The organism is Micromonospora sp. NPDC047756, assembly GCF_055587245.1.
The window spans coordinates 12,193-38,573 of the sequence record NZ_JBVJGQ010000001.1 but is presented as its reverse complement, the minus strand read 5'-3'; the positions used below and the strand labels follow the sequence as shown (position 1 = coordinate 38,573).

Genomic DNA, 26,381 nt, shown 5'->3' with positions numbered 1-26,381 from the left:
CCCCGGCGACCGGTGGCGACCGCCGTTGGCCCTGGGGCAGGCGTCGCGGGTGATGTCGGGCGTCCCGGGTGGTGTGCGGCGTCACGGGTCGTGTCAGGCGTCGCGGGTGGTGTCAGGATTGACGACGGCGAAGGCGCGGACCGGGAAGGTGCCCATGCCGGCCACCATCGGCGGGGCCGCGGTGAACCGGAAGCCGGTCGGCGGCAAGGCGTCCAGGCCGGTCAGGTGCTCCACGATCGGGATCCCGGCGGCGAGCAGCGCGCTGTGCGCGGGGCGTACGCCAGCGGCCGTCGGGCTCATGTCGTCGATGTTGATCGAGTCGATGCCGACCAGGGCCGCACCGGCGTCGACAAGCGCCTGGGCGGCGTCGCCGGTCAGGTACGGCGCTTCCGGAGCGCCGTACCGTTCGGTGCCGAAGTGCGCGTCCCACCCGGTGTGCAGCAACACCGCCCGGCTACTCACCTCGTACGGGGCCAGCATCAGCCGGTCCACCGCGCGAACGCCGGCCGGAACCCGGACCACCACCCCCGGCAGGTCGGCGAGACGGTCCAGCGACACAGCGGTCAGGTCGTCCCGGCCGGCCCAGCGGTGGGCGGGCGTGTCCAGGTACGTGCCGGTGTTGGCGATCATCTCGATTCGGGCCACGTGGAACTCGGTGCCCGGGGCGTACCGCTCGCGGGAAGCCGCGAAGGTCAGCCAGTCGGTGATCCGGGGGGCCGGCCATCCGGGCAGGGTGGTCATCCCGTCGCGGATCACGTGGCTCAGCTCGACCAGCCGGCGTTCGGTGCCCGATTCGTCGACCGCGACACCCCGGCCGCCCTTGTGCGGCTCCTCGATGACCGTCTTGGCGCTGATCCGTACGTCGGCGACCATCAGCAGCCCGAGGTGCCGGACGAACAACGCCGCCAGGTCGTCGTCGGTGATCTCCCGACCAGGAATGTCGAGCCGGAACCCCTCGGTACGTAGCCCGCCGCCGTTGGCGAAGTTCACCTCCGCGTCGAACTGTGCCCGCCACTGCTCACCCATCCCGAAACCCGACCACGCCGGCCGGCGAGCGTCAAGATCCGCGAGACACGACGGCAGGTCACCGGGTCCGCGGCCCGGCGGGATCTCCGGGCCGGGTGTCCGGCGGGGCGGCATCCGCGAGCCGGTCCGGCCGGGTCCGTGAAGGCCGGGCCCGGCCCGGCCGGGTCCGTGAAGATCCGCTCAATTGCAGGGAAAGTGCTGCCTCGACGTGCTGTGACCCCGCATGTTCCCCGAAGTTGAGCGGATCTTGGCGCGAAGAAGGCCGATCGGCGGCCCACTCGGACCCAAGATCGCACAACATCCAGGATGTAGTGGTTACGGCGCGTCGCCGATGCCACTACATCCTGGTTCGAGCACGATCTTGGGCGCGGGGCGCGGGGCGCGGGGCGCGGGGCGCGGGGCGCGGGGGCGACGCGCCGTGGTGGCGTCGGACCTCGGCGGAAGAGGGTGGCTGTCGGTCGACGGAGCTAGGCTTGTTGTCGCGCCCCCCCGTCCGGCTGGACGAGGGGCCGCCGTCGTGTGCGTCGACTCCCCGGGAAGGATTTCCCTTGCTCACCGGTCTGTTCACCGCCGCCCTGGCCGACCCCGGGCTGGCCCGGGCGCGTGACCTGGCGCGCTCCGGTGCCGCCCAGGTCGACGGCCTCGACATCACCGCTCCGGCGGCACTGCGCCCGTTCGCCGTCGCGGCGGTCGCCGCGGACAACGACGGCGCCGGGCGACCGGTGCTGGCCGTGACCGCCACCACCCGGGAGGCCGACGACCTGGCCGCCGCGCTGGGCGGGTTGCTGCCGGCCGAGCAGGTGGTCGTCTTCCCCTCCTGGGAGACGCTGCCGCACGAGCGGTTGTCCCCCCGCTCCGACACGGTCGGCCGGCGGCTGGCCGTGCTGCGCCGGTTGGCGCACCCGGAGGCGACCGACGCGCACGGCGGCACCGGGCCCCTGCGAGTGGTCGTGGCCCCGGTCCGTTCGCTGCTCCAGCCGCAGCTGAAGGGGCTCGGCGATCTGGAGCCGGTGCAGCTCGCCGCCGGTGAGGAGGCGGATCTGGAAGAGGTCGCCCGCCGGCTGATCGACATGGCGTACGCCCGGGTCGACCTGGTCACCAAGCGCGGCGAGTTCGCGGTGCGCGGCGGCATCCTCGACGTCTTCCCGCCCACCGACGAGCACCCGTCCCGGGTCGAGTTCTGGGGCGACGAGGTGGAGGAGATCCGCACCTTCGCCGTCGCCGACCAGCGGACCATCGAGCAGGTGCCGCTGCTCTGGGCACCGCCCTGCCGTGAGCTGCTGCTCACCCCGGCCGTCCGCGACCGGGCCGCCGCGCTCGCCGAGCAGCACCCCGAGCTGGCCGAGATCCTCGACAAGCTGGCCGAGGGCATCCCGGTGGAGGGGATGGAGTCGCTGGCCCCGGTGCTGGTCGGCCCCGACTCGCTGGAGCTGCTGCTGGACGCCATGCCGGCCGGCACCCACGTCCTGCTCTGCGACCCGGAGCGGATCCGCACCCGGGCGCACGACCTGGTGCGTACATCGGAGGAGTTCTTGCAGGCCAGCTGGGCCGCCGCCGCGGTCGGCGGCCAGGCCCCGGTGGACGTCGGCGCCGCCGCCTTCCGCACCCTCGGCGAGGTACGCGCCGCAGCGGGCAAGCTCGGTCAGCCGTGGTGGACGCTGTCCCCGTTCGGATTGGTGGAGGGGGAGACCGCCGAGACGAGGCAGCCCTGGGAGGACGCGCCGGAAGAGGCCGCCGTCACCCCGGACGACGCCATCGCGGTGACCCTGGCCGCCCAACCGGCGCCGCTCTATCACGGCGAGACCTCGCGGGTGGTGGAGGACCTGAAGCGCTGGGCCGGCGAGGGTTGGTCGATCGCGCTGGTCTTCGAGGGGCACGGGCCCGCCCAGCGGGCGGTGGAGGTGCTGCGCGACGCCGGCCTGGGCGCCCGGTTGACCGAGGAGGTGCCGACCGCGCCCGTCCCCGGCGAGCTGGTGGTCACCTGCGGTGCGCTGAGCAGCGGGTTCGTCGACGAGGCGTCCCGCTTCGTGCTGCTCACCGGCAACGACGTGACCGGCGGTCGGGGCACCTCGACGCGGGACATGCGCAAGATGCCGAGCCGGCGGCGCAACACCATCGACCCGTTGGAGTTGAAGACCGGCGACCACGTGGTGCACGAGCAGCACGGCATCGGCCGCTACGTCGAGCTGGTGCAGCGCACCGTCAACGGTGCCAGCCGGGAATACCTCGTCATCGAGTACGCGGCCAGCAAGCGGGGCCAGCCCGGCGACCGGTTGTTCGTCCCGACCGACCAGCTCGACCAGCTCTCCCGTTACGTGGGCGGCGAGCAGCCGACCCTGCACAAGATGGGCGGCTCGGACTGGCAGAAGTCCAAGGCCCGCGCCCGCAAGGCGGTCCGGGAGATCGCCGCGCAGCTCATCCAGCTCTACGCCGCCCGCAAGGCGTCCAAGGGGCACTCGTTCGGCCCGGACACCCCGTGGCAGCGGGAGCTGGAGGACGCCTTCCCCTGGCAGGAGACGCCGGACCAGCTCGCCGCGATCGACGAGGTCAAGCGGGACATGGAGCAGACCGTCCCGATGGACCGGCTGATCTGCGGTGACGTCGGCTACGGCAAGACCGAGATCGCGGTCCGGGCGGCGTTCAAGGCGGTGCAGGACGGCAAGCAGGTGGCGGTGCTGGTGCCGACCACCCTGCTGGTGCAGCAGCACTACAACACGTTCGCCGAGCGGATGAGCCAGTTCCCGGTCCAGATCCGGCAGCTGTCCCGGTTCCAGACGGCGAAGGAGACCGAGCGCACGCTGGAGATGGTCGGCGACGGCACCGTCGACATCGTCATCGGTACGCACCGGCTGTTGCAGACGGCGACCCGCTTCAAGCAGCTGGGCCTGGTGATCGTCGACGAGGAGCAGCGCTTCGGTGTCGAGCACAAGGAGCACCTGAAGACGCTGCGCGCGTCGGTCGACGTGCTCAGCATGTCGGCCACCCCGATCCCGCGCACCCTGGAGATGGCGATCACCGGCATCCGGGAGATGTCCACCATCGCCACCCCGCCGGAGGAGCGGCACCCGGTGCTCACCTTCGTCGGCGCGCAGGACGACCGGCAGGTGGCCGCGTCCATCCACCGTGAGCTGCTCCGCGACGGGCAGGTCTTCTACCTGCACAACCGGGTCGAGTCGATCGACCGCGCGGCACGGCGGCTGCGGGAGCTGGTGCCCGAGGCGCGGGTGGCGGTGGCGCACGGCCAGATGAGCGAGGAAGCCCTGGAGAAGGTCATGGTCGGCTTCTGGGAGAAGGAGTTCGACGTCCTGGTCTGCACCACGATCGTCGAGTCGGGCATCGACATCCCGAACGCCAACACGCTGATCGTGGAGCGGGCCGACCTGCTCGGCCTGGCCCAGCTGCACCAGATCAGGGGCCGGGTCGGCCGGGGCCGGGAGCGGGCGTACGCCTACTTCCTCTACCCGCCGGAGAAGCCGCTCACCGAGCACGCCCACGAGCGGTTGGCGACCATCGCCCAGCACACCGAGTTGGGCGCTGGCATGTACGTGGCGATGAAGGACCTGGAGATCCGGGGCGCCGGCAACCTGCTCGGTGGCGAGCAGTCCGGGCACATCGAGGGCGTCGGCTTCGACCTGTACGTGCGGATGGTCGGCGAGGCGGTCTCCGCGTTCAAGGGCGAGCGGCCCGAGGAGGAGACCGACGTCAAGATCGACCTGCCGGTCGACGCGCACCTGCCACACGACTACGTGAGTGTGGAGCGGCTGCGTCTGGAGATGTACCGCAAGCTCGCCGAGGCGCGCGACGAGGAGCGGCTGGGCGAGGTGATCGCCGAGATGACCGACCGGTACGGCGAGCCGCCGGCCCCGGTGCAGAACCTCGTGGAGGTGGCCCGGTTCCGTCTGCTGGCCCGCCGCTACGGCCTGACCGACGTGTCCATGCAGGGCAAGCACGTACGGTTCGGCCCGCTGCCCCTACCGGACTCGAAGCAGTTGCGGCTCAAGCGCTACCACCCGGATGCCGTCTACAAGCAGGCCACCGACCAGGTCAGCGTGCCCCGACCGACCACCCGTCGGATCGGTGGCGAGCCGCTGCGTGACCAGGCGCTGCTCCAGTGGTGCGCGCAACTTCTCTCCGATGTGCTCGGTGCGCCCGCCCCACTCGCCGTGGCCGCGAGCGCCTGAGCCGGCGGTGTGCTCTCGACCAGGGGCGGTCAGCGCGTCGACGCCGTCCCTGGTCGTGGCATGAGCGAAGGTGGGGGGTGTCACAACCCCGGGTGACGGCGTGAGAGAGTGACGGCTATGCGTGCTCGCCGTCTTGCCGCCGTCGCCACTGTGGCGCTCGGCCTCGTCGCCCTCTCCGGTTGCCGTGCTGAGCCTGGTATCGCCGCTTACATCGGTGACCAGCGCATCACCGACGTTCAGGTCTCCACCGCGATGAAGGACCTGCGGACGAAGAACCCGACGCCGGAGTCCTCCGCCAGTGGGCAGCCCGGGGCGGCGCAACCGACCCTGCCCAAGGTGGCCGACGTGGTTCGGACCATGGTGCTGACCAAGGTGTGCGAGAAGCTCTCCGCCGAGAAGAACTACCAGCCGCGCGGGCAGGTGGCACCCGACCAGGCCGCCCAGCAGCTCGGCCTCGACCCGGAGACCGGGCACGTGCGGGAGGTGGCGAAGCTCTTCACCTGCCTGTCGGGGTTGCCGGCCGAGCCGGTCGAGCCGACCAAGGAGGAGATCGCCGACGTGATCGCTGCCGGTCGTGCGGCCGGCAAGATCCCCGCCGAGGTGACCGATGAGGCCGCCGCCCAGCAGCTCGACGGTGAGCAGCTGCGCGGCGCGCTGGCGACCAAGAGGATCCTGGCCGAGGCGGCCGGTCGTTACGACGTCACTGTCAGCCCTCGCTACCGTCCGCTCGAGTTCCCGCTGCTCAGCTTCTCCGGCGACGCGCCCGCGGTGAGTGTGCCGCTGGGTGAGCCGGGCTCCGACGCGGTCACCGACATTTCCACCCCGGAGGCGACCGGGGCGCCGGAGGCCGAGGGCACGGCCAGCTGAGCATGACGGCACGGATCGTCCTCCTGGTCACCTCACCCCGGTTGCCCGCCGGCCTGCTGACGGCTGCGGCCTGGGACGTCGTACGCCAGTACCCGGTGTTGGCCGGCGCGGACAGCGAGTTGACCACGGCCGTTCGCCAGGCGGGCGCCGAGGTCACAGTGGTGGACGGCCCGGCGACGCAGCCGTTGCTGGACGCGGTGGCGACGCACGGCACCGTGGTGTGGCTGGCCGGTCCGGCGGGTGACGAGGCGCTGGCCCGCGAGTTGGGTCTGCGGCTGGCCCGGCAGCCGGGGTTGGCCGAGATGGAGTTGATGTACGGCTCGTGGGATCCGCCGGGTGCCCGGCTGCTCGACGCGGTGGCCGTGCTGGATCGACTGGCCTCTCCGGGTGGTGACCCGTGGAAGCGGGCGCAGACGCACCGGAGCCTCGCCGGTTACCTGCTGGAGGAGAGCTACGAGGCGTACGACGCCATCAGCGCCGACGACACCGACGCGCTGCGCGAGGAGTTGGGCGACGTCTTGTTGCAGGTGGTGCTGCACGCACGGCTCGCCGAGGAGTTGCCCGAGGACGAGCGGTGGACCATCGACGACGTGGCCGGTGGTCTGGTCGACAAGATGATCCGGCGTAATCCGCACGTCTTCGCCGGTGCCGAGGTGGGCACCCTGGAGGAGATCACCGAGAACTGGGAGCGGATCAAGCGCGCGGAGAAGGCACGGCACTCGGTGTTGGACGGTGTGGCTCTGAGCCAGCCCGCCCTGGCCCTGGCCGCCCAAATCCTGGAGCGCGCCGCCCGCAGGGGCATCAAGGTTCCACCGGCGTTGGCAGACACCCAGGTGGACGCCGAAGCAAGGTTGGGCGCGAGCCTGCTGGCCACGGTCGCCGCCGCCCGGGAGGCGGGCATCGATCCGGAAGCGGCCCTCCGCCGCGCCACCCTGGCCTACGCAGAGGCCATCCGCCAAGTCGAACCCCCCACCCCCGAGCCCTCTGACCCGCGTTGATCATGAAGTTGTTGCCGCGACACGCCGATGTCGACGGCAATAACTTCATGATCGACGTAACAGCTGGTGGAGGGTGGGGCGGTCGGTAGGGTGGTGCGGTGGAAGCGTTCGGGGTGCTGGCTGAGCGGGTTGTCGAGGCGCTACTGGAGTCGCGGCCGGGGGTTGCCACCGCCGCGGGTGACCACCGCTTCGACGACCGGCTGCCGGATCTGTCCGCCGACGGGTTGGCTGCCGATCGGGCGATGCTCTTCGACGCGGCCAACGCACTGTCCGAGCTGGACCCGGACTCGCTCGACGTCGACGAACAGGTCGACCACGCCCTGCTCAGCTCATTCGTGGACCGGGAGCTGTTCGAGCTGACCGAGATCCGCTCGCACGAGTGGGATCCGCTGCGGCACAACCCCGGCCCGCTGCTGCACCCGCTGCTGGCCCGCCCGTACGCCCCCGCGGACGTGCGGCTGACCCACCTTGCCGGCCGGCTCGCCGCCGTACCGGACTCCCTCGCCAGCGCCCGCGCGACGCTGCGGGACATGCCGCGCATCCATGCCGAAACGGCGGTGGGGCAGTTCACCGGCACGGCCGCGCTGATCCGCGACGAGCTGCCGGCGTTGCTCGCCCAGGCACCGGGCCACCTCGACCGGGTCGAGCCGGCGGCCACCGCCGCGATCGCCGCGCTGGACGAGTTCGTCGCCTGGCTGCGCACCGGTCTGGCCGCCGACGCCGGCCCCGGCCGTGACCCGCGACTGGGCCGACGCCGCTGGGAGGCCCGGCTCTGGCACACCCTCGACACCGAGTTGGGCGCCGCCGAGATCCAGCGCCGCGCCTGGGCCAACCTGGACCGGGTCACCGCGGAGATCCGCGAGGCCGCCGTCGAGCTGGTCGGTGGCCCGGCCGACGACGCGACGGTACGTCGGGCGTTGGACCTGCTGGCCGCCGAGCACCCGAACGACGCGACGATCGTCGAGCTGGCCGGGGTCACCCTGGACGAGGCGACCGACTTCGTCCGCGCACACGACCTGGTCACAGTGGTCGACGACCGGTGCGTCATCCAGGAGATGCCGGAGTTCGCCAGGGGGGTCGCGGTGGCGTACTGCGACGCGCCCGGCCCGCTGGAGACCGCCGTCGTGCCGACCTTCTACTGCATCGCGCCCACCCCGTCGGACTGGCCGGCGCAGCGGGTCGAGTCGTTCTACCGCGAGTACAACGACCACATGATCCGCAACCTGACGGTGCACGAGGCGATGCCGGGTCACTTCCTCCAGCTCGCCCACGCCCGCCGTTACGTCGGCGGCACCCGGGTCCGCGCGTTGGCCGAGTCCGGCCCGTTCATCGAGGGCTGGGCGGTCTACGCGGAGGAGATGATGACGGGGCTCGGCTTCGGCGGTCTGCCGGTGCGGTTGCAGCAGCTCAAGATGCAGCTGCGGATGACCATCAACGCGTTGCTCGACCAGTTGGTGCACGCCGAGGACCTGCCGGAGGCCGACGCGATGGCGTTGATGACCGGGCGTGGCTTCCAGGAGGAGGGCGAGGCGGCCGGCAAGTGGCGGCGCGCCCAACTGACCTCCACCCAGCTCTCCACCTACTTCGTCGGGTACAGCGAGGTGGCCGAGATCGCCGCCGCCCGCCCGGACGGGGTGTCGGTCCGCGACTGGCACGACGCCATGCTCGCCCATGACTGCCCGCCCCCGCGCCACCTGCGTACCCTGCTCGGTCTCTGAGGAGAAGCGCCGGGCCGCGCGGGTTTCAGCGCCGCCCGGCGGTCACCGTCGCGTCGATCCAACCAGCGCGAGATGGAGTACGCGGGCGGCAGTTGCGCCGGCAGCGCATCCAGGCCGAACCACTGAGCCCCGGTCAGCTCCCGCCGGCCTCGACGAAGCCGGCCACCAGCGCCCACAGTCCGGTCGGGCCGGTGGCGTGCCGGACCAGCAGCAGCTCGTCAGCGTGCCCGGGCGGCCCGGGTCGGGTGATCGCCACCAGTACGGCGGCGGAGAGCTGCATCGGCACGTACAGGCCGCAATCGGGGCACTGCCGGGCGGTCTCGCCGGGTCGGTCGTCTAGCTCCGCTCGGCAGGCGCCGCACCACCGGTGGGTACGCCGCCAGGTCAGCACCGCCAGCGCCCGGCCGGCGAGCGTGGCGTGCGGCTCCGGCACCTCGGCGGCGAGTGACGCCCAGCCGCGCGCCCGGCCGGGAAGGTCGGTGGGGGTGGTGGGGAGGAACCTGCCGGGCGGCGCGACGGTGGTGGGCCCGGCCGGTGGATCGGTCACGAGCCGCCGGGGCGGCGGTCGACGACATCGGCGCCGGTGGGTGGTTCGAACGCGCTCTCGTCGACGGCCGCGGAGTAGTTGCTCATCGCCAGCTCCATCGGCTTGCCGTCGACCGGCCCGGTGAAGCTGCCGAGCACGCCCTCGGTGGTCACGCAGGCGGTGAAGTCGCCGGACGACGAGCTCTGCACCGCGACGCAGGCGGCGTGGTGCCCGGCGACCGTGGTGTCGCTCTGCTTGATGACCGCCTGGGGGTCGAGCGCGGCGGCGGTGAGCAGCCCGACCACCACCGGCGGCGTGACGAGGCCCTGCTGGTTGGCCTCGCCGAACAGCGTCACGGTGGGCTTGCTGCCGGGGGTGGGCGGGGTGATCAGCGTGCACTGCGGGCGGGCCCCGGTCGTCGTGCACCGGGTGATGGCCTCCGGGGTGACGGTGAGTTGCCCTCCCGGATAGGTGTACGTGGATCGCGCCGGGTCCTGCGCCTGCACGATCGCGGCGCGTTGGCCACCGGGCAACTGGTAGTCGGCCGAGTAGGTCAACTCCAGCGCCCGATCGAGCCGGGCGGCGAGGTCGTTGACGAGTTCCGAGCGGCCCATGGCGACTCCGGCGTCCTCGAATGTCTGACAGCCGGTGACCGTGAGCGACGCGATGACCGACACGGCGAGCATGCGGAGGGTGGTCGAGGCGGCGGGCATGGCGACCAGCCTGGTGGATTCGGTCCGCGCAGCGCAAACCCGTTGCCGGTTGACGCCCGGAAATCCGGGAATGTCCGTCAGTGCGGGGCGACTCGGGTGCGCGGGCGACGCCGTGCCGTTTCCCGTGGCCCGATACGCTGCGTTCAACACCTGCCTCAGCCGCACCGTCGCGGCCCACCCACGGACCGGATCACAACAACGAGGAGCGACTCAGTGGCAACCATCGAGGGAATCGTCGCCCGGGAGATTCTCGACTCGCGGGGCAACCCCACGGTCGAGGTCGAGGTCGGCCTGGACGACGGCACGGTGGCTCGCGCCGCGGTGCCGTCCGGCGCCTCCACCGGCGCGTTCGAGGCGATCGAGCTGCGCGACGGTGACGCCGACCGCTACCAGGGCAAGGGCGTGGAGAAGGCGGTCTCCAACGTCGAAGACAAGATCGTCGACCAGATCATCGGGTACGAGGCCAGCGAGCAGCGGCTGATCGACCAGAAGATGCTCGACATCGACGGCACCGACAGCAAGTCGGAGCTGGGCGCGAACGCCATCCTGGGGGTCTCCCTGGCGGTGGCGAAGGCCGCTGCCGGCAGCGCCGAGCTGAGCCTCTTCCGCTACCTGGGCGGCCCGAACGCGCACCTCCTGCCCGTGCCGATGATGAACATCCTCAACGGTGGCGCGCACGCCGACTCGAACGTCGACATCCAGGAGTTCATGATCGCGCCGATCGGCGCGCCCACCTTCCGGGAGGCGCTGCGCTCGGGCGCGGAGGTCTACCACGCGCTGAAGTCGGTGCTGAAGAAGAAGGGCCTGTCGACGGGCCTCGGTGACGAGGGTGGCTTCGCGCCGAACCTGCCGACCAACGCGGCGGCTCTGGACCTGATCGCCGAGGCGGTCGAGAAGGCCGGCTACCGGCTCGGCAGCGACATCGTGTTCGCGCTCGACGTGGCGGCCACCGAGTTCTTCGACAACGGCGCCTACACCTTCGAGGGTGCCGCGAAGTCCGCCGAGGACATGAGCACCTACTACACCAAGCTGGCCGACGAGTACCCGATCGTGTCGATCGAGGACCCGCTGGCCGAGGACGACTGGAGCGGCTGGCAGACGCTGACCGCCTCGATCGGCGACCGGGTGCAGATCGTCGGTGACGACCTGTTCGTCACCAACCCGCAGCGCATCGCCCGGGGCATCGCGGAGAAGTCCGCGAACGCGGTCCTGGTCAAGGTCAACCAGATCGGCTCGCTGACCGAGACCCTGGACGCGGTGGACCTGGCGCACCGGGCCGGCTTCAAGTGCATGATGAGCCACCGCTCCGGTGAGACCGAGGACACCACCATCGCCGACCTGGCAGTGGCCACCGGCTGCGGCCAGATCAAGACCGGCGCCCCGGCCCGCTCGGACCGCGTCGCCAAGTACAACCAACTGCTCCGGATCGAGGAGGAGCTGGCCGACGCGGCGCGCTACGCGGGCGCCGGCGCGTTCCCGCGCTACCGTTCGGCCTGAGACGCACGAAGCCTCGGGGGAGGGGTGTGACGATGCAGCAGCGCCGCACACCGGGTGGTCAGCGTCCCGCCCGCCGGCCGGGTCAGTCCGGCCGGCCGGGCGGTGGGCGGGCCACGCGGGGATCGGTCCGGGAGGCCGGCGTACGCGCCGAGCCGCGCGCGGCCGGTCGCGCGCCGGGTGCTGCCCGTGGCGCCGAAGGGGTGCGCTCCGCGAATCGTCCCGCCGCCGCTCGGCGTACCGCTGCCGCCGGTTCGGTGAAGCGCCTCGCCGCACCCCACCCCCGTCGCTTCACCGGTCGGGCCACGGTGCTGTTCGCGGTCCTGATCGCGCTCGCGCTGGCCTACACCTATCCGGTCCGGGTCTACCTCGACCAGCAGGCCGACATCGAGCGGATGGAGGCCGCCCAGGCGGTGCAGGAGCGCGAGATCGCCAAGCTCGCCGCCGAGGCGGCCAACTGGAACGACGACGAGTACATCAAGACGCAGGCTCGGGAGCGGTTCTTCATGGGCGAGCCGGGCGAAAAGATAATGGTGGTCCTGCACGACCCGGAGGGCGCGGCCCGGGATGCCGGGAAGTCGGCCGGTTCGGCCCCACCAGCCGGGCCGGTGACCTGGTACGACACGCTCTGGTCGAGCGTGCGGGCGGCGGACAGCCAGCAGCCGGGCCAGTGATCCACCGACCAGCACACCAGGAGAGATGGGCACCGTGACTGTCGTACCACCGTCGGAGCCGGCTGCGGATTCCGTACCTCTGCCGCAGCGTGAGCCGGCCACCGAGGCCGACCTGGCCGCGGTGGCCGCGCAGCTCGGCCGGACGCCCCGGGGCACCCGCGCGGTGGCCCACCGGTGCCCGTGCGGCCTGCCCGACGTGGTGGAGACGACCCCCCGCCTCGCTGACGGCACCCCGTTTCCGACGCTCTACTACCTGACCTGCCCCCGGGCCACCGCCGCGTGCAGCCGACTGGAGTCGGCGGGGCTGATGAAGGAGATGGCGGACCGGCTGACGACGGATCCGGAGTTGGCCGCCCACTACCGCGCGGCGCACGAGGACTACCTCACCCGCCGGGAGGCGATCGGCGAGGTTCCGGAGATCGCCGGCATCTCGGCCGGTGGGATGCCGGGCCGGGTGAAGTGCCTGCACGTGCACCTGGGTCACGCGTTGGGCGCCGGCCCCGGGGTGAACCCGTTCGGCGACGAGACGTTGGAGCTGGTCGACCCCTGGTGGTCGGCGGGGCCGTGCGTGGACGTGCCGGCAGCCGAATGAGCACGCAGGCCGCGGATCAGATCACGGTACGGCGGGCCCGCACCGGGGACGTGCGGGGCATCCGACGACTCGTCGACACCTACACCGACGACCGGCGGCTGCTGAGCAAGGCCACCGTCACCCTCTACGAGCAGGTGCAGGAGTTTCGAGTAGCGGTCCGCGCCGAGGACGACGTGGTGGTGGGCTGCGGCGCGCTGCACGTCATGTGGGAGGACCTGGCCGAGATCCGTACGGTGGCCGTCGACCCGTCCTGCCGGGGCCGGCGCATCGGCCACCGACTGGTCGGAGAGCTGATCGACGCGGCCCGCGAGCTGGGTGTGGCGCGGATCTTCGTGCTCACCTTCGAGAACCGGTTCTTCGGCTCGTTCGGTTTCCGCGAGATCGACGGCGCTCCGGTGCCGCAGCCGGTCTACGAGCAGTTGCTGCGCTCGTACGACGAGGGTGTCGCGGAGTTCCTGGACCTGGAGCGGGTCAAGCCGAACACGCTGGGCAACACCCGGATGCTGCTGCGTCTGTAGGTCAGGCCGTGCGGGGGTGGGCGGCGAAGAACTCCCACATCAGGTCGGTGGCGGACAGCCCCGCGGAGGATGCGGCGAGTTGGCCCGATGTCGCTCCCGGCCAACTGTGACCCATACCGGCGATCGTGTAGACGCTGACCTCGCTGCCGTCCGCGCAGCCCGCCACCGTGTGCGTCACCCCCGGCACACCGGACGCCTTCGGGCTCGGCCGGCACTGGAGCCTCTGCTGCCAGGTCTGCATGCCGGCCTGGAAGATCGAGGCGTAGCGGTCCTGGCCGCCGATGAAAGTGATCACGGAGACCGGGCTCTTCGGCACGTAACTGTCGGCGGTGGTCACGTTTCCGCTGTATCCACCGCTGACCACCCCGATCGCGGCGAACATGCCAGTGCTCTCCACCGCCGCCCGGAAGCTCATGTCGCCGCCGTTCGAGATGCCGGTGAGGAACACCCGGTTCGGGTCCGCGTGCCAGGTCTGCACCAGATGATCGGTGAGGGCCTTGAGGAAGCCGACGTCGTCCTCGCTTCCGCAGCAGATCAGCGCGTTGAAGCCGCCGCCCTGCCCGTCGGGGTAGGCGACCAGCACGTTGTCCTTGTCGGCTCGGGCGTCCAGGCCCGCCAACTCCCGCATCGACGATCCAAGGCCGGGATAGAAGTGCAGCGCGATGACCAGCGCGGAGGGTCTGCCCGGGTCGTACCCCGGTGGCGCGTGCAGCAGGTAGGTGCGGTCGCGTCCGTCGTGCCGCAGGGTGAGGTGGTGGTCGCCGGCCGCCGGTCGCTCGCTCGACGCGGACGGTGAGGCTGGTGGGGCCGACGAGGGTTGCCCCCGCTCACCACAAGCTGCGGCGACGATCATCAGGCAGAGCCCCGTTAACACCACCAGTGCTCGCCGCACGCCGGCCACCCCCCGTCGACCTCGCCGTCCACACTGGAGTTCGCTCGACCGCGGATCAACCCTTTCGGTCCTGGCCGAAGGCAGGCAGGCTGTTGCCATGCTTCGCCTCCAGCTCGGGTCGGCCGACCTGTGCCGGGTGCGGTTCGCCGATCGGCTGCATCCGGTCGGGATCGCGCTGCTGGCCGGTCAGTGGTTGCGCGATCCCACCGTCGCGGCGATGGCCCCGACCCTGGCCGAGCGGGTGGCGGTGGCCGAGGGCACGGCTGCCGCCCAGGCTGCCACCGCGATCCTGCGGCATCTGCTGCCCGACCGGGGACGTCTACCGGACTTCGTCACTCCGTTCGACGGCCTGGAGTCGGTGGAGGCCGGGCTGGAGGCGATCCGGGCCACCCCGGCGCGGCGGGTCCGCGACGAGGTCACCCTGGCGTACGCGGACACGTCGCCCAGCCCGTTGCGGCGGCGGTTCGCGGCGGCCGACCCGGAGGTGCTGGACCTGTTCGGCGGGGCCGTGCGGACCTGGTTCGACGCGGTGCTCGAACCGCACTGGGCCGAGCTGGTGTCCGCGTACCGTCAGCAGGTGACGTCCGCCAGCCAGCGGCTGGCGCAGCACGGTCTGGCCAGCCTCTTCGCCGGTCTGCACCCGGGGATCCGGTGGCGGGAGCCGGTGCTGGAGGTGCGGACGTGGTGGGACGGCGACCTCCCCGGCACCGGCCACGGGATCATCCTGCTGCCCTCACCGTTGGCCGGGCCGCGGCCCCGGGTGCTTGTCGAGGAGGGCTACCCGATCCTGCTCGTCTACCCGGTGGTCGTGCCCACACGCGGGGCCCCTGTCGACGACGATGCCCTCGGTCGGTTGCTCGGCGTCACCCGGGCGCTGGTGCTGCGCCGACTGGCGACCGACGGGGGTCTGACCACCACCGTGTTGTCCCAGGCGGTCGGGATCAGTCTCTCCTCGGCCTCGGAACACGCCCGTGCGCTGCGCACCGCCGGTCTGGTGACCAGCGAGCGCGAGGGCGGGGCCGTCCGACATCACCTGACCTCGCTCGGGGTGGCGTTGTTGCGGGGCCCGCCGGGCGACCTCGGCGAGTCGTGGCCCACCGCCAACCAAGCCGCCGGGTGGCCGCCCGTCCTGCCGTAAGGTTGCTGCCGTGACGACGCGTGTGGCGGCCATCGACTGCGGAACCAACTCGATCCGACTGCTGGTCGCCGACCTGCCCGACGCCTCCGCCGGGCCGCAGGCACCGCTGGTCGACCTGACCCGGCGGATGGAGATCGTCCGGCTGGGGCAGGGCGTGGACCGCACCGGCCGACTGGCGCCGGAGGCGATCGAGCGGACCAGGGTGGCGTTGGCGTCGTACGCCGCGGACATCGAGAAGCTGGGCGCGCAGCGGGTGCGGATGTGTGCCACCTCGGCCTCCCGCGACGCCGACAACGCCGCCGACTTCACCGAGATGGTGCGGGCCACTCTCGGTGTCGCGCCCGAGGTGGTCAGCGGCGACGAGGAGGCCCGGCTGTCGTTCACCGGTGCGGTGCGCGGGCTGCCCGCCGACGCGAAGGAGCCGTTCCTGGTCGTCGACATCGGTGGTGGTTCCACCGAGTTCGTGGTCGGCGACCGGGCCGCCGGGGTGCGCTCGGCGATCTCGGTGGACATCGGCTGCGTCCGGATGACCGAGCGGCACCTGCCCGCTGACCCGCCCACGCCCGAGCAGGTCGCGGCAGCGCAGGCCGACATCGCCGCGGTGGTGGACCGGGCGCTCGCCGAGGTGCCCGGTCGCGAGGCGGCCACCCTGGTCGGCCTCGCCGGGTCGGTCACCACGGTGGTCGCGCTCGCGCAGGGCCTGCGGGAGTACGACCCGGAGCGCATCCACCACGCCCGGGTGTCGTACGAGGAGGTCGCCCGGGTGACCGCGGAGCTGCTGGGTCAGACCCGTGCGCAGCGGTTGGCGAACCCGGTGATGCACCCCGGCCGCGCCGACGTGATCGGCGCCGGTGCGCTCGTGCTACGCGTGATCATGGAGCGGGCCGCGATGCCGTCGGTGGTCGCCTCGGAGCACGACATCCTGGACGGCATCGCCTGGAGCCTCCAGCCGACCACGCGGCGCTAGCGATCTCGATCGACTCGTCTTCATTGAATCCGCGGTCTCCGAGCGCCTCGAACAGCCCGACTTTCTGAAAACCGAGTTGATCAACATTCGGCACGCCCCGGCGTGTCGGAGCCATCTCGTTGACGCTACTACGCATTGCGTACTAGTGTGCAATGCGTGGACACCACACAGTTGTTGAAGGGCGTGCTCGATCTGGCCGTCCTGGCCGTGCTCCGGGAGGAGGACGGTTACGGCTACGACATCCTGCGCCGGCTGCGCGAGGCCGGCCTGGAAGAGGTCGGTGACGCCTCGGTCTACGGGACGCTGCGCCGCCTCTTCGCCGCCGGCCTGCTCACCACCTACGTCGTGCCGAGCGAATCCGGCCCGCACCGCAAGTACTACTCACTCAACGCGGCGGGGCGTGACCAGCTGACCCGCTCCGGCAAGCTCTGGCGCTCGTTCGCCACCACAATGGACACCTTGCTCGACGATCGGGGGTTGGCGGCATGACCGTCGCGGAGCAGGAGATCATCGACTATGTGGCGCGGGTCCGGGCCGCTCTGGCCGACCTGCCGCCCGGGCAGCGCGACGAGTTGACCGAGGATCTCGCCGACCACCTCACCGAGGTCGCCGCCGAGTCCGAGGGCACCCTGGTCGAGCGGTTGGGTGAGCCCGAGACGTACGCCGCCGAGCTGCGCGCCGCAGCGGGCGCGGCACCGGGCAGCGGGCGCAACCTCGACCAGCGGGTGGCGAGCGCGATGGCCCGGGTCCGCGGCCGGCTGCGCACCGTCGACACCCGGCTCGGCCCACCCCTGGGGTACGCGACGGCCAGCGACTTCCTCCGACTGTTGCGCCCGGCCTGGTGGGTGCTGCGCGGCTATCTGGCGGCGATGCTGGTCACCGTGATCACCACCGGTGGCGAATTCGGGCTGCTGCCGAGGTTCGGCGGCGAGCTGCTGGCCGGCCTGATCATGCTGATCGGTTTCGTCCTCGGCTCCATCTGGATCGGTCGTAGCTCGGCCCAGCTGACCCGCTGGCCGCGCTCCGCCGTTCAGGTCGGCAGCGCAGTGCTCGTGGTCTTCGCGCTCGCCGCTCTGGTGCAGGCCGAGGATCGGATGCGCTACGGCGACTACGGCTACGACCAGACCTCGGTCGACAGCCCGTACGACCGGGTCCGGGACGTCTTCGTCTACGACAGCGAGGGCCGCCTGGTGGAGAACGCCCGGCTCTTCGACCAGAACGGCAATCCGATCCGGCTCGGCTACCCGGACTGCTCCGAAGACGCCTATGCCAAGCAGGTACTGCGGGCGTACCCGTACTGCCCGGAGCAGGCGCCCTTCGTGCCACGTGCGCCGGGCGCGCCTCTCCCGGCCGGGTCACCGACAAGCACACCGGACCCGAGCGGCACGGTGGACCCGACCAGCACGCCGGACCCGACCAGCGCACCGGAGCCCGGCGGCACGCCGGAGCCGGGCGGCGCACCCGGACAGATCGGGACACCGCTGCCGGCCGGTACGGCCACCGGCGTGCCGTCGAGCGGAACGCCAACCCCCACCCCGACGAGCTGAACCACGGTGTGAACTGGATCATGCGGGTGATGCTGGGAAATGGCTGAACGGACGAGGCGAGCGGGACGGCACCGGAAATCAATGATCGTTACGGTGTCGTCTGCTCATCAACCCCTCGGAAGGAACCCCCGTGCCAGAGCAGGTCGCACCGCCCCCCGCGCCCGACGCCGCACATCCTGAGCCGGCCGTCGAGACGCCGCAAGCGGCCGCGCCGCAGCCTGCCGTGCCCCAGCAGCGGTCGGTCGAGCCGGACCCGGCCGCCGGAACGCCCGAAGCCGCCGCGACGCCGCCAGCGGCCGGGACGCCCGAAGCGACCGCGACGCCGCCTGTTGCCGGGACGCCCGAAGTGGCCGCGACGCCCCAGGCCGCCGAGACGCCGCAGCCGGCCGGTACGCCGGCGGCCGAGATGTCGCAGGCCGCCGAGATGTCGCAGGCCGCCGAGATGTCGCAGGCGTCGGAGCCGAAGGCGGAGAAGTCCGGTGGGAAGAAGGTCCTCGGCATCGTCGGCGCGATCCTCGCCGTCGTCGTCATCGCCGGCCTGAAGTTCGGTGTCGCCTCGGCGATCGGCGACTTCTTCAACAAGGACGCGACGGCGGACGCCAAGACCGGCGACTGCATCGCCGAGCTGCCCGAGGTCACCGGCACCGAGCAGGAGGAGGTCGACGGCGCCAAGGTCGTGGCGTGCACCTCCACCGACGCGGCGTACAACGTGGTCGGTCGGGTGGACGGCCAGAGCGAGGCGCAGGCGAAGGCCGACACCACCTGCACCCAGTTCTTCAAGGAGGGCGAGGAGGGGTACATCTTCTCCAGCATCGAGCCGGGCAAGACGGGCTACGTGCTCTGCCTGACCAAGAAGGTCTGACGACAGCGGCAGCTCGGCATCGACGGCGGCGGGGGCGGACCTCGCCGCCGTCGGCGTACCCGGTCACCGGGGGCGAGCAGCCGTCGGCGTACCCGGAGTCACCGGGGGGCGAACAGGAGGTGAATGCCACTGTTCCGGCGTCTTCCGGAGGGCCGCGTGGCGTGGCAGGCTACCGGCACGTAGGACCACTGGGCGACCAGCCAACGATGACTGACCGCTAGGAGGACGGCCCATGGGCGAAATGGTGAGCTACCGCAGCAACGGGGGCGCGAGCGAGGGGTATCTCGCGATACCCGCCAGCGGCACGGCCAGCCCCGCCGTCATCGTCATTCAGGAATGGTGGGGTCTGGTCCCGCACATCCGGTCGGTGGCGGACCGGTTCGCCGAGGCCGGTTTCGTCGCCCTCGCCCCGGACTTCTACCACGGTGAGACGACCAGTGAGCCGGACGAGGCGCAGCGGCTCCTGCTGGGGATGCGCATGGACGAGGCGGCGAAGGACATCGCCGGAGCGGCCGACTATCTCGCCGGGCGGCCCGAGGTCACCGGTAAGGTCGGTGCCGTGGGCTTCTGCGCTGGTGGCAGCCTGGCTCTCTGGTCGGCCACCATCTCCGAGCGGATCGTCGCGACCGCCGGTTTCTATCCCGTGCTTCCGTGGGAGTCGATGCGTCCCGACTGGGCCGACTACGCCGGCAAGGCGGCTGTCATCCACTGCTCCGAAGAGGACGGCACCTCGGCCACCGAGGGCGTACAGATTGCCCGGCGGGCCATCGAGGAGGCCGGCGGCGACTGCCACCTCTACGACTACCCGGGCACCTCGCACGCCTTCTTCAACGACGACCGGCCGGAGGCGTTCGACCAGCGCGCCGCTGCCAGCGCCTGGGCCCGCACCCTGGAACTCTTCCGGGCCAAGCTTGGCTGAGACGCGTACCCCCGCACAGGTGGTCGCCCGCGCAGCGCGGGCGACCGACCTGGCCGACCTCGACGCGGCGGTGAGCGACTGCTTCGCCTGCCCGCGGCTGGTGCGGTGGCGGGAGGAGGTCGCCAGCACCCGCCGGGCCGCCTTCCGCGACCAGGAGTACTGGGGTCGACCGGTGCCGGGCTTCGGCACCGCTGACGCCCGGATCGCCATCCTCGGGCTGGCGCCCGCCGCGCACGGTGGCAACCGCACCGGCCGGATCTTCACCGGTGACCGCTCGGGCGACGTGCTGTTCGCCGCGCTGCACCGGGCCGGGCTGGCCAACCAGCCGACCAGCGTCGCCGCCGACGACGGGCTCACAGTGCGCGACCTGCGGATCTTCTCGGCCGTCCGGTGTGCGCCTCCGGACAACAAGCCGACCCCACCGGAACGGGACACCTGCGCGCCGTGGCTGCACCGCGAGGTCACGTTGATCCGGCCCACGCTGCGGGTCGTGGTCGCGCTGGGCGCGTTCGCCTGGGCCGCGTGGTGGCCGGTGCTCCGCGCGGTGTACGGGCAGCGCCCGCCCAGCCCGCGACCGGCGTTCGGTCATGGGGCACACTGGTCCGGCACGAACGCTCCGGACTTGCTCGGCTGTTACCACGTCAGTCAGCAGAACACTTTCACCGGGCGGTTGACACCAGAGATGTTGGACGATGTCTTCGGCCAGGCCAAACAGCTGGCCGGAGTGGACTGAGGCGACGCGTGGGGTGGTGGCGATGACAGACGGAACACGCCCGCCCACACCGGTACCGCCCGCCGAGCCAGGTGTGTTGCGGCCGGTGCTCGGCCTGTTCCGCCGGTGGTGGCCGATCGGCGCGGTCGCCGCCCTGCTCGCCGGTGCCGCGCTGGCGTCCGCCCACTCGTCGATCGGGGCCAGTCGCATTCCGCCGGCCGCGGACAACGTGCCCTGGGTTCCCGAGTATCCGACCGCCGAGCCGTCGCCGTCCATCCCGATCGAGCCCCGCGACGCCGGCGAGGCCACCCAGGCGCACATCCCGCAGTGGGTCGGCACCGTGGCTGTGGTCCTGCTCGGGTTGGCCATCCTCGCCGCGCTCGGCTACCTCAGCTGGGTCCTGATCCGGGGAGCGCTGCGCCGCACCACCCGGGCACTACCGGCGCAGCGGGCCCGCCGTACCGCCGAGGGCACCGCCCGTGAGGTGGTCGCCGCCCTCGACGCCGGTCTGGTGGAGCTCGACGACCGGGACACCGACCCCCGGGTGGCGGTGATCGCCTGCTGGGTGCGCCTGGAGGAGACCGCCGCCGCAGCCGGTGTGCCGAGGCTCGCCGGGGACACTCCCACCGACCTGGTCAGCCGACTGTTGCAGGGCGACCCGGCGGCGGGCGTGCCGGCCATCGCCAGCACCGACGTGCTGGCCGAGTTCGCGCACGTCTACCGGGAGGCCCGCTACGCCACCCACCCGGTCGGCGAACGCACCCGGGACCAGGCCCGCGCCGCGCTCGGTCGGCTGCGCGGAGAGCTCACCGCGGCGGTGACCTCATGAGCAGCACCAGCATCGACGATCTGCTCGCGTTCGAGGAGGAGGCCGCGCCGGTCGGTCCGCAGGCGCGCCCGTCCCGGTGGCGTCCGGTGCTGCGTTCGCTCGCGTGGGCCGCCGCGGTGGTCGCGGTCCTGCTGGTCGGCCTCCGCGCGGTGGGCCTTCAGGTCTCGCTTCCGGTACTGGTCGCCGGGGTGCTCGCCGTGCTGGCGGTCCGCCGGGTCACCGCCCTGCTCGCGCCGCCACCCCCGCCGCCGCCGGCCCGCCGGGCCGGCGCGGGCGAGGAGGACGGCAGCTACAACTGGGACGCCCGGGACGCGCTGCGAGGCGCCGTCAACCAGTGGGAACGGCCCCTGGACTGGTCCTCGAACCGAACCGAGCGTTTCACCGAGGTGGTCCTACCCCGCATCGGTGAACTGGCCGACGAGCGGATGCGGCTGAAACACGGCGTCACCCGTGAGTCGGATCCCGCCCGCGCCCGCGTCCTGCTGGGTGACCGCCTGTGGACGTTCCTGGAGACCCCGCCTCGCCGCACCCCGTCGCCGCGCGACCTCGCGGTGATCGTCGCCGAACTGGAGAGCATCTGATGAACGACGTGGACCGGAGCATTGCCCCCGCCGAGGTCGGGCACCTGGCTCGGGCGGTCCTGGACGCGGTCGGCACCGTCGTGGTCGGCAAGCGGGACGCGTTGGAGCTGGTCCTCGCCGGCATCCTCGCGGGCGGGCACGTGCTCCTGGAGGACCTGCCAGGGCTCGGCAAGACACTCACCGCCCGCTCGTTCGCCCAGGCTCTCGGGTTGGACTTCCGCCGGTTGCAGTTCACTCCCGACCTGCTCCCCGCGGACGTCACCGGCTCCTTCCTGTACGACCAGCGCAACGGTGACTTCACCTTCCGGGCCGGCCCGGTCTTCACCAACCTGCTCCTCGCCGACGAGATCAACCGGACGCCGCCGAAGACCCAGTCCGCGCTGCTGGAGGCGATGCAGGAGAAGCAGGTGTCGGTCGAGGGTGTGACCTACAAGCTCGACGAGCCGTTCCACGTGCTGGCCACCGCCAACCCCATCGAGTACGAGGGCACCTACCCGCTGCCGGAGGCGCAGCTGGACCGGTTCCTGCTGCGGGTCTCGTTCGGTTACCCGCAGCACGAGGAGGAGTGGGAGGTGCTGCGCCGCCGGATGAGCCGCCGCCGGGAGGAGGCGGACATCAAGGCGGTGGTCGACGCGGCGACGCTGCGGGCCATGCAGGCCGCCCTGGAGGACGTGGTCGTGGAGGACTCCATCGGCCGCTACATCGTGTCGCTCACCGCGGCCACCCGGGAGCACCCGTCGGTGCTGGTCGGCGCCTCACCTCGTGGTTCGCTGGCGCTGCTGCTGCTGGCCCGGGTCCGCGCGGTGTTCGGCGGACGGGACTACGTGGTGCCGGAGGACGTCAAGTCGGTGGCGGCCCCCGCCCTGGCCCACCGGATCACCCTGCGCCCGGAGATGTGGTTGCGCCGGGTCGACCCGGCGTTCGTGGTGGGCGAGGTGCTGGAGGCGACTCCCGCCCCGGCCAGTGGCGCGCTGCCCAGCTACGCCGCCGGCGGGCCCCGGCACTGATGACCGGACCGACAGTGCCGACGGCCACCGAGGCGGAACCGGCTGCCGGCTGGGCACCCACCCCGGCGCTCGGTCGCGCGGTGCTGCTCGCCGGCCTGCTGCTGGTGGCCGGGGTGCTGCTGGGCCGGGTGGACCTCATCGTGCTCGCCGCCCCGTTCGCGTTGGGCACCGCGTACGCGCTGCGTCGACGCCCCACCGCGCTGCCGCAGGTGTGGATCACTCAGGGTGATGGTGGGCCGCTTGTCGAGGGCGGTGACGTGGCCGCGGCGGTGAGCGTCGGCAACCCGGACACCGTCGACTACGACCTGGTGGTGACGCGTACCCGCGTGTCGCAGTGGCTGCGGATCGACCGGGCCGGCTTCGCCCGCGACGAGGCCGCCGACGACGGGGAGCCGAGCGCCGCCCTGGGAACCGCCGCGACGGCGCCGGGCGACGGCAGGCGCCGATCCGTCGCGGACCGACCGTTCGTGACGTCGGTGCCGAGTGGCGCGGCGGTGGACCTGGAGCTGGCCGGCAAGGCCCTGCGCTGGGGTCGGCACCCGGTCGGCCCCGCCGGCGCGCGGGTCGCCACGGCCGGGGGTCTGCTGGTCTCCCGGGCGGTGATCACCGAGCCGGTACGGGTGCGGGTGTACCCCCGTACCGAGCCGTTCGAGGCGGTCGAGGCGATGCCCCGCGCCGCCGGTCTGGTCGGGGCGCACCACTCTCGCCGACCGGGAGAGGGCGGCGAACTCGCCGGCGTACGCGTCTTCGCTCCCGGTGACCGGCTGCGCCGGGTCGACTGGCGGGTCTCGTTGCGGGCCCGGCAGCTGCACGTGGCCGCCACCCTCTCCGACCGGGACGCGGAGGTGGTGGTGCTGCTCGACGTGCTCGCCGAGGCGGGCCGCTCCGGTGGGGCTGACGGTGCCGCCTCGGTGTTGGACACCACGGTCCGGGCCACCGCCGCGATCGCCGAGCACTACCTGCACCGTGGTGACCGGGTCTCGCTGCTGGAGTACGGGCCGTCCGCCCGCCGGCTCCGGCCGGCCGCCGGGCGGCGGCAGTACCTGACCGTCCTGGAGTGGTTGCTCGACGTCCGGGTCCACGCGTCCGCACACGAACCGTACGACCAGGTCTTCGGCCCGCAGTTGCTCTCCTCGGACGCGTTGGTGGTGGTACTCACCCCGCTGCTGGACGAACGGTCGGCGCAGATGCTCGCCCGGTTGGCCCGTGGTGGGCGGTTCGTGGTGGCGGTCGACACGTTGCCGACCGACCTGGCGTCGCCGAAGGACCGGGGTTGGGCCGAGGTGGCGTACCGGCTGTGGCGCCTGGACCGGGAGACCATGATCGGGCAGCTCCGGGAGCACGGCGTACCGGTGGTGCGCTGGGCCGGTGCCGGCAGCCTGGACCAGGTGTTGCGGGACGTGGCCAGGTTGGCGACGGCCCCGAGGGTGGGTGGCCGGTGAGCGCGAGGAGTGAGCTTGCGAGCCCCGCAGTCGCGAACAGAAGGCGGGTGCGGTGAGCGCGAGGAGTGAGCTTGCGAGCCCCGCAGTCGCGAACGGAAGGCGGGTGCGGTGAGCGCTCTGGTGGAGCGGTTGCGGGCGGCGCAGTACGCCGTTGCTCGCGTCAGCGTGGCCCCGCTGCTGGTGCGGGCGGGGATCTTCGTCATCGTGTTTGCCGGGTTCGCGCTGGCGTTTCCCGCGGAGGTGCTTTCCGGCCGGCCGATCTTCTTCCTGGCGGTGGCCGCCCTGTTGCCCGCGTTCGGGCCGCGCAAGGTCTGGATGACCTTCACGGCGTTGGTCACGGTGGCCGGCTGGCTGCTCGCCACCGACGGGTACGGCCGTCCGGTCGCCCTCTGGCGGCTGCTCGCCGTCGCGGCCCTGCTCTACCTGGGTCACACCCTCTGCGCGCTGGCCGCGTTGTTGCCCTACGACGCGATGGTGGACCCCGAGTTGATCACCCGGTGGTTGGTGCGGTCGTCGGCCGTGCTGTTGGGTTCCGCTGTGCTCGGCGTGCTGTTGTTGCAGGCGACGGGGACGGGTGGGGGTGCCGGGCACCAGTGGGTGACAGTGCTGGGGCTGCTGGTGGCGGTGGGGACGGCAGTGTTGCTGGGCTGGCTGTTGCGGCGTCGGTGACCACTGCGATCTGAGGGTTACGCAGGTCACATGGGTTGTGCTCCGTCACAGATGGGGGCCGCGAGCGGGATTACCTGAGCCGGCCGGGGAAAGATAGACAACGTGAATCCGAAGCGGATCCTTGTGGTTGGTGCCGGGCACGTCGGTCTGTACGCGGCGCTGCGCCTGTCGAAGAAGCTCAGCTCCCGTGAGGCTGAGGTCATGGTGGTTGACCCCCAACCCCACATGACCTATCAGCCGTTCCTGCCCGAGGCGGCGGCGGGCAACATCTCCCCGCGGCACTCCGTGGTGCCGCTGCGACGGGAGTTGCGCCGGTGCAAGATGGTGGCCGGCACGGTCACGCGGATCGAGCACGACCGCAAGGTGGCCACCGTGCAGCCGATCAGCGGCCCGGCCCGGGAGATCACCTACGACCACGTGATCGTGGCCCCGGGTTCGGTCTCCCGCACCCTGCCGATCCCTGGTCTGCACGAACAGGGCATCGGGTTCAAGACCATCGGCGAGGCGATCTACCTGCGTAACCACGTGCTGGATCGGCTCGACGTGGCGGCCGCCACGCCGGATCCGGACGTCCGCCGTTCGGCGCTGACCTTCACCTTCGTCGGCGGTGGGTACGCCGGCATCGAGGCGCTCGCCGAGATGGAGGACATGGCTCGCGACGCCCTGCGGTACTACCCGGAGCTCAAGCAGGACGAGGTCCGCTGGGTCCTGGTCGAGGCCACCCAGCGGGTGCTGCCCGAGGTCGACCGGGACATGGGCGCGTACACCGTGCAGCAGTTGATGAAGCGCAACATGGACATCCGGCTGGACACCCGCCTGGAGTCCTGCGTCGACGGGGTGGTGAAGCTCTCCGACGGTGACAGCTTCCGCTCCGACACCATCGTCTGGACCGCCGGCGTGAAGCCGTCGCCGATGCTGGACTCGACCGACTTCCCGCGCGACGACCGTCGACGGATCACCTGCCTGCCCACGCTCCAGGTGGTCGACGGTGATCAGGTGCTCGAGGGCGCCTGGAGCGCCGGGGACTGCGCCGCCGTGCCGGACCTGACCAAGGAGCCGGGCAACTTCTGCTCGCCGAGCGCGCAGCACGCGGTGCGTCAGGCCGCCCGGATGGCCGACAACATCGCGGCCGTGATCCGGGGTCGCGAGCCGGTGAACTACAAGCACAAGCACGTCGGCAGTGTGGCGAGCCTCGGCCTGCACAAGGGCGTGGCCCAGGTGTACGGGATCAAGATGACCGGTTGGCCGGCCTGGGTGATGCACCGGACGTACCACATGAGCCGGATCCCGTCGTTCAACCGGAAGGTCCGCGTGGTGGTGGACTGGTCGTTGGCGTTCTTCCTCAAGCGCGAGGTGGTCGCCCTGGGCCAGCTGCACGACCCGCGCGAGGAGTTCGTCGAGGCCTCCCAGCCGGTCGGCGCGCCCCGCGTCTAGCCGCGGTCCGTCCCAACCACACCCCGTCGATCTTGCACTTTCGGATGCCTTGATGCGCCTTTTGGCGCGTCTTGT

General features: G+C 72.0%; 25 protein-coding genes. 21 read left to right on the top strand and 4 right to left on the bottom strand.

All coding sequences use genetic code 11. The annotated features are described in order from the left end of the window. Positions 1-93 precede the first annotated feature (93 nt). Entirely contained in the window at positions 94-1,026 is a 933-nt protein-coding gene (locus ACZ6NZ_RS00190) for a cyclase family protein (protein ID WP_465854481.1), read from the bottom strand. A 548-nt stretch (positions 1,027-1,574) separates the two neighbouring features. Between ACZ6NZ_RS00190 and mfd the strand changes: the two genes are divergently transcribed. The 4 genes from mfd to ACZ6NZ_RS00170 all read left to right on the top strand — a co-directional run bounded on the left by mfd (position 1,575) and on the right by ACZ6NZ_RS00170 (position 8,790). Then, on the top strand, positions 1,575-5,207 hold the full coding sequence (gene mfd, locus ACZ6NZ_RS00185) for a transcription-repair coupling factor (protein ID WP_465854479.1): 3,633 nt from the start codon (positions 1,575-1,577) through the stop codon (positions 5,205-5,207). Between the two features lie 117 nt (positions 5,208-5,324). Then, entirely contained in the window at positions 5,325-6,074 is a 750-nt protein-coding gene (locus tag ACZ6NZ_RS00180; RefSeq protein WP_465854477.1) for a hypothetical protein, read from the top strand. Between the two features lie 2 nt (positions 6,075-6,076). Beyond that, complete coding sequence (locus ACZ6NZ_RS00175) at positions 6,077-7,072, top strand: nucleoside triphosphate pyrophosphohydrolase (protein WP_465854475.1); 996 nt, start codon at positions 6,077-6,079, stop codon at positions 7,070-7,072. 98 nt (positions 7,073-7,170) lie between these two features. Further along, positions 7,171-8,790 carry a DUF885 domain-containing protein gene (locus ACZ6NZ_RS00170; RefSeq protein ID WP_465854473.1) on the top strand — a complete coding sequence of 540 codons (1,620 nt, stop codon included), beginning with the start codon at positions 7,171-7,173 and terminating at the stop codon, positions 8,788-8,790. A 133-nt stretch (positions 8,791-8,923) separates the two neighbouring features. Here the strand turns inward: ACZ6NZ_RS00170 and ACZ6NZ_RS00165 are convergent, their stop codons facing one another. Both ACZ6NZ_RS00165 and ACZ6NZ_RS00160 read right to left on the bottom strand, forming a co-directional pair. Then, positions 8,924-9,337 carry an NADH pyrophosphatase zinc ribbon domain-containing protein gene (locus ACZ6NZ_RS00165; protein ID WP_465854471.1) on the bottom strand — a complete coding sequence of 138 codons (414 nt, stop codon included), beginning with the start codon at positions 9,335-9,337 and terminating at the stop codon, positions 8,924-8,926. After that, positions 9,334-10,029 carry a hypothetical protein gene (locus ACZ6NZ_RS00160; RefSeq protein WP_366610301.1) on the bottom strand — a complete coding sequence of 232 codons (696 nt, stop codon included), beginning with the start codon at positions 10,027-10,029 and terminating at the stop codon, positions 9,334-9,336. The genes ACZ6NZ_RS00165 and ACZ6NZ_RS00160 overlap by 4 nt, the downstream gene beginning before the upstream one ends. A gap of 213 nt (positions 10,030-10,242) precedes the next feature. Between ACZ6NZ_RS00160 and eno the strand changes: the two genes are divergently transcribed. The 4 genes from eno to ACZ6NZ_RS00140 are packed head-to-tail and all read left to right on the top strand — an operon-like array spanning position 10,243 to position 13,307. Next, positions 10,243-11,526 (top strand): phosphopyruvate hydratase, encoded by a 1,284-nt coding sequence (gene eno / locus ACZ6NZ_RS00155; protein ID WP_465854469.1) that lies wholly within the window; start codon positions 10,243-10,245, stop codon positions 11,524-11,526. A 32-nt stretch (positions 11,527-11,558) separates the two neighbouring features. Then, on the top strand, positions 11,559-12,197 hold the full coding sequence (locus ACZ6NZ_RS00150; RefSeq protein ID WP_366610303.1) for an FtsB family cell division protein: 639 nt from the start codon (positions 11,559-11,561) through the stop codon (positions 12,195-12,197). A 34-nt stretch (positions 12,198-12,231) separates the two neighbouring features. Continuing rightward, positions 12,232-12,789 (top strand): DUF501 domain-containing protein, encoded by a 558-nt coding sequence (locus tag ACZ6NZ_RS00145; RefSeq protein WP_465854467.1) that lies wholly within the window; start codon positions 12,232-12,234, stop codon positions 12,787-12,789. Next, complete coding sequence (locus tag ACZ6NZ_RS00140; protein ID WP_366610306.1) at positions 12,786-13,307, top strand: amino-acid N-acetyltransferase; 522 nt, start codon at positions 12,786-12,788, stop codon at positions 13,305-13,307. The genes ACZ6NZ_RS00145 and ACZ6NZ_RS00140 overlap by 4 nt, the downstream gene beginning before the upstream one ends. A 1-nt stretch (position 13,308) precedes the next feature. Here the strand turns inward: ACZ6NZ_RS00140 and ACZ6NZ_RS00135 are convergent, their stop codons facing one another. Next, positions 13,309-14,199, bottom strand: coding sequence for a CE1 family esterase (locus tag ACZ6NZ_RS00135; RefSeq protein WP_465854464.1), 891 nt, complete (start codon positions 14,197-14,199; stop codon positions 13,309-13,311). A gap of 97 nt (positions 14,200-14,296) precedes the next feature. Between ACZ6NZ_RS00135 and ACZ6NZ_RS00130 the strand changes: the two genes are divergently transcribed. From ACZ6NZ_RS00130 to ACZ6NZ_RS00070, 13 genes are all read left to right on the top strand, one after another. Beyond that, positions 14,297-15,337 (top strand): winged helix-turn-helix transcriptional regulator, encoded by a 1,041-nt coding sequence (locus ACZ6NZ_RS00130; RefSeq protein WP_465854462.1) that lies wholly within the window; start codon positions 14,297-14,299, stop codon positions 15,335-15,337. Between the two features lie 22 nt (positions 15,338-15,359). After that, on the top strand, positions 15,360-16,304 hold the full coding sequence (locus ACZ6NZ_RS00125) for a Ppx/GppA phosphatase family protein (protein WP_465855873.1): 945 nt from the start codon (positions 15,360-15,362) through the stop codon (positions 16,302-16,304). A 156-nt stretch (positions 16,305-16,460) separates the two neighbouring features. After that, positions 16,461-16,793: a PadR family transcriptional regulator gene (locus tag ACZ6NZ_RS00120; RefSeq protein ID WP_088986312.1), complete on the top strand. Its 333-nt coding sequence runs from the start codon at positions 16,461-16,463 to the stop codon at positions 16,791-16,793. Beyond that, positions 16,790-17,851: an HAAS signaling domain-containing protein gene (locus ACZ6NZ_RS00115; protein ID WP_465854460.1), complete on the top strand. Its 1,062-nt coding sequence runs from the start codon at positions 16,790-16,792 to the stop codon at positions 17,849-17,851. Before ACZ6NZ_RS00120 ends, ACZ6NZ_RS00115 begins: the two co-directional genes overlap by 4 nt. Positions 17,852-17,981: 130 nt before the next feature. Further along, on the top strand, positions 17,982-18,713 hold the full coding sequence (locus ACZ6NZ_RS00110) for an LppU/SCO3897 family protein (RefSeq protein ID WP_465854458.1): 732 nt from the start codon (positions 17,982-17,984) through the stop codon (positions 18,711-18,713). A 232-nt stretch (positions 18,714-18,945) separates the two neighbouring features. After that, entirely contained in the window at positions 18,946-19,632 is a 687-nt protein-coding gene (locus ACZ6NZ_RS00105) for a dienelactone hydrolase family protein (RefSeq protein ID WP_465854456.1), read from the top strand. 19 nt (positions 19,633-19,651) lie between these two features. Next, complete coding sequence (locus tag ACZ6NZ_RS00100) at positions 19,652-20,365, top strand: uracil-DNA glycosylase (protein ID WP_366610317.1); 714 nt, start codon at positions 19,652-19,654, stop codon at positions 20,363-20,365. 22 nt (positions 20,366-20,387) lie between these two features. Further along, entirely contained in the window at positions 20,388-21,173 is a 786-nt protein-coding gene (locus tag ACZ6NZ_RS00095; RefSeq protein ID WP_465854454.1) for a DUF4129 domain-containing protein, read from the top strand. Beyond that, positions 21,170-21,754: a hypothetical protein gene (locus ACZ6NZ_RS00090; RefSeq protein WP_465854452.1), complete on the top strand. Its 585-nt coding sequence runs from the start codon at positions 21,170-21,172 to the stop codon at positions 21,752-21,754. Before ACZ6NZ_RS00095 ends, ACZ6NZ_RS00090 begins: the two co-directional genes overlap by 4 nt. Then, positions 21,754-22,761, top strand: coding sequence for an AAA family ATPase (locus tag ACZ6NZ_RS00085; RefSeq protein WP_091394243.1), 1,008 nt, complete (start codon positions 21,754-21,756; stop codon positions 22,759-22,761). The genes ACZ6NZ_RS00090 and ACZ6NZ_RS00085 overlap by 1 nt, the downstream gene beginning before the upstream one ends. Next, positions 22,761-24,203 carry a DUF58 domain-containing protein gene (locus ACZ6NZ_RS00080; RefSeq protein ID WP_465854450.1) on the top strand — a complete coding sequence of 481 codons (1,443 nt, stop codon included), beginning with the start codon at positions 22,761-22,763 and terminating at the stop codon, positions 24,201-24,203. The genes ACZ6NZ_RS00085 and ACZ6NZ_RS00080 overlap by 1 nt, the downstream gene beginning before the upstream one ends. Positions 24,204-24,311: 108 nt before the next feature. Further along, positions 24,312-24,872, top strand: coding sequence for a hypothetical protein (locus ACZ6NZ_RS00075; protein ID WP_465854448.1), 561 nt, complete (start codon positions 24,312-24,314; stop codon positions 24,870-24,872). Positions 24,873-24,974: 102 nt separating this feature from the next. Further along, positions 24,975-26,306 (top strand): NAD(P)/FAD-dependent oxidoreductase, encoded by a 1,332-nt coding sequence (locus ACZ6NZ_RS00070; RefSeq protein ID WP_145787284.1) that lies wholly within the window; start codon positions 24,975-24,977, stop codon positions 26,304-26,306. The last annotated feature ends 75 nt before the right edge of the window (positions 26,307-26,381 follow it).

Excerpts from the sequence above, each read along its gene's own strand:
- ACZ6NZ_RS00180 (WP_465854477.1), top strand. The coding sequence starts at position 5,325 with ATGCGTGCTCGCCGTCTTGCCGCCGTCGCCACTGTGGCGCTCGGCCTC.
- ACZ6NZ_RS00160 (WP_366610301.1), bottom strand. The coding sequence starts at position 10,029 with ATGCCCGCCGCCTCGACCACCCTCCGCATGCTCGCCGTGTCGGTCATC.
- ACZ6NZ_RS00115 (WP_465854460.1), top strand. The coding sequence starts at position 16,790 with ATGACCGTCGCGGAGCAGGAGATCATCGACTATGTGGCGCGGGTCCGG.
- ACZ6NZ_RS00105 (WP_465854456.1), top strand. The coding sequence starts at position 18,946 with ATGGGCGAAATGGTGAGCTACCGCAGCAACGGGGGCGCGAGCGAGGGG.
- ACZ6NZ_RS00085 (WP_091394243.1), top strand. The coding sequence starts at position 21,754 with ATGAACGACGTGGACCGGAGCATTGCCCCCGCCGAGGTCGGGCACCTG.
- ACZ6NZ_RS00150 (WP_366610303.1), top strand. The coding sequence starts at position 11,559 with ATGCAGCAGCGCCGCACACCGGGTGGTCAGCGTCCCGCCCGCCGGCCG.
- ACZ6NZ_RS00130 (WP_465854462.1), top strand. The coding sequence starts at position 14,297 with ATGCTTCGCCTCCAGCTCGGGTCGGCCGACCTGTGCCGGGTGCGGTTC.
- ACZ6NZ_RS00080 (WP_465854450.1), top strand. The coding sequence starts at position 22,761 with ATGACCGGACCGACAGTGCCGACGGCCACCGAGGCGGAACCGGCTGCC.
- ACZ6NZ_RS00175 (WP_465854475.1), top strand. The coding sequence starts at position 6,077 with ATGACGGCACGGATCGTCCTCCTGGTCACCTCACCCCGGTTGCCCGCC.
- ACZ6NZ_RS00090 (WP_465854452.1), top strand. The coding sequence starts at position 21,170 with ATGAGCAGCACCAGCATCGACGATCTGCTCGCGTTCGAGGAGGAGGCC.
- ACZ6NZ_RS00140 (WP_366610306.1), top strand. The coding sequence starts at position 12,786 with ATGAGCACGCAGGCCGCGGATCAGATCACGGTACGGCGGGCCCGCACC.
- ACZ6NZ_RS00095 (WP_465854454.1), top strand. The coding sequence starts at position 20,388 with ATGACAGACGGAACACGCCCGCCCACACCGGTACCGCCCGCCGAGCCA.
- ACZ6NZ_RS00190 (WP_465854481.1), bottom strand. The coding sequence starts at position 1,026 with ATGGGTGAGCAGTGGCGGGCACAGTTCGACGCGGAGGTGAACTTCGCC.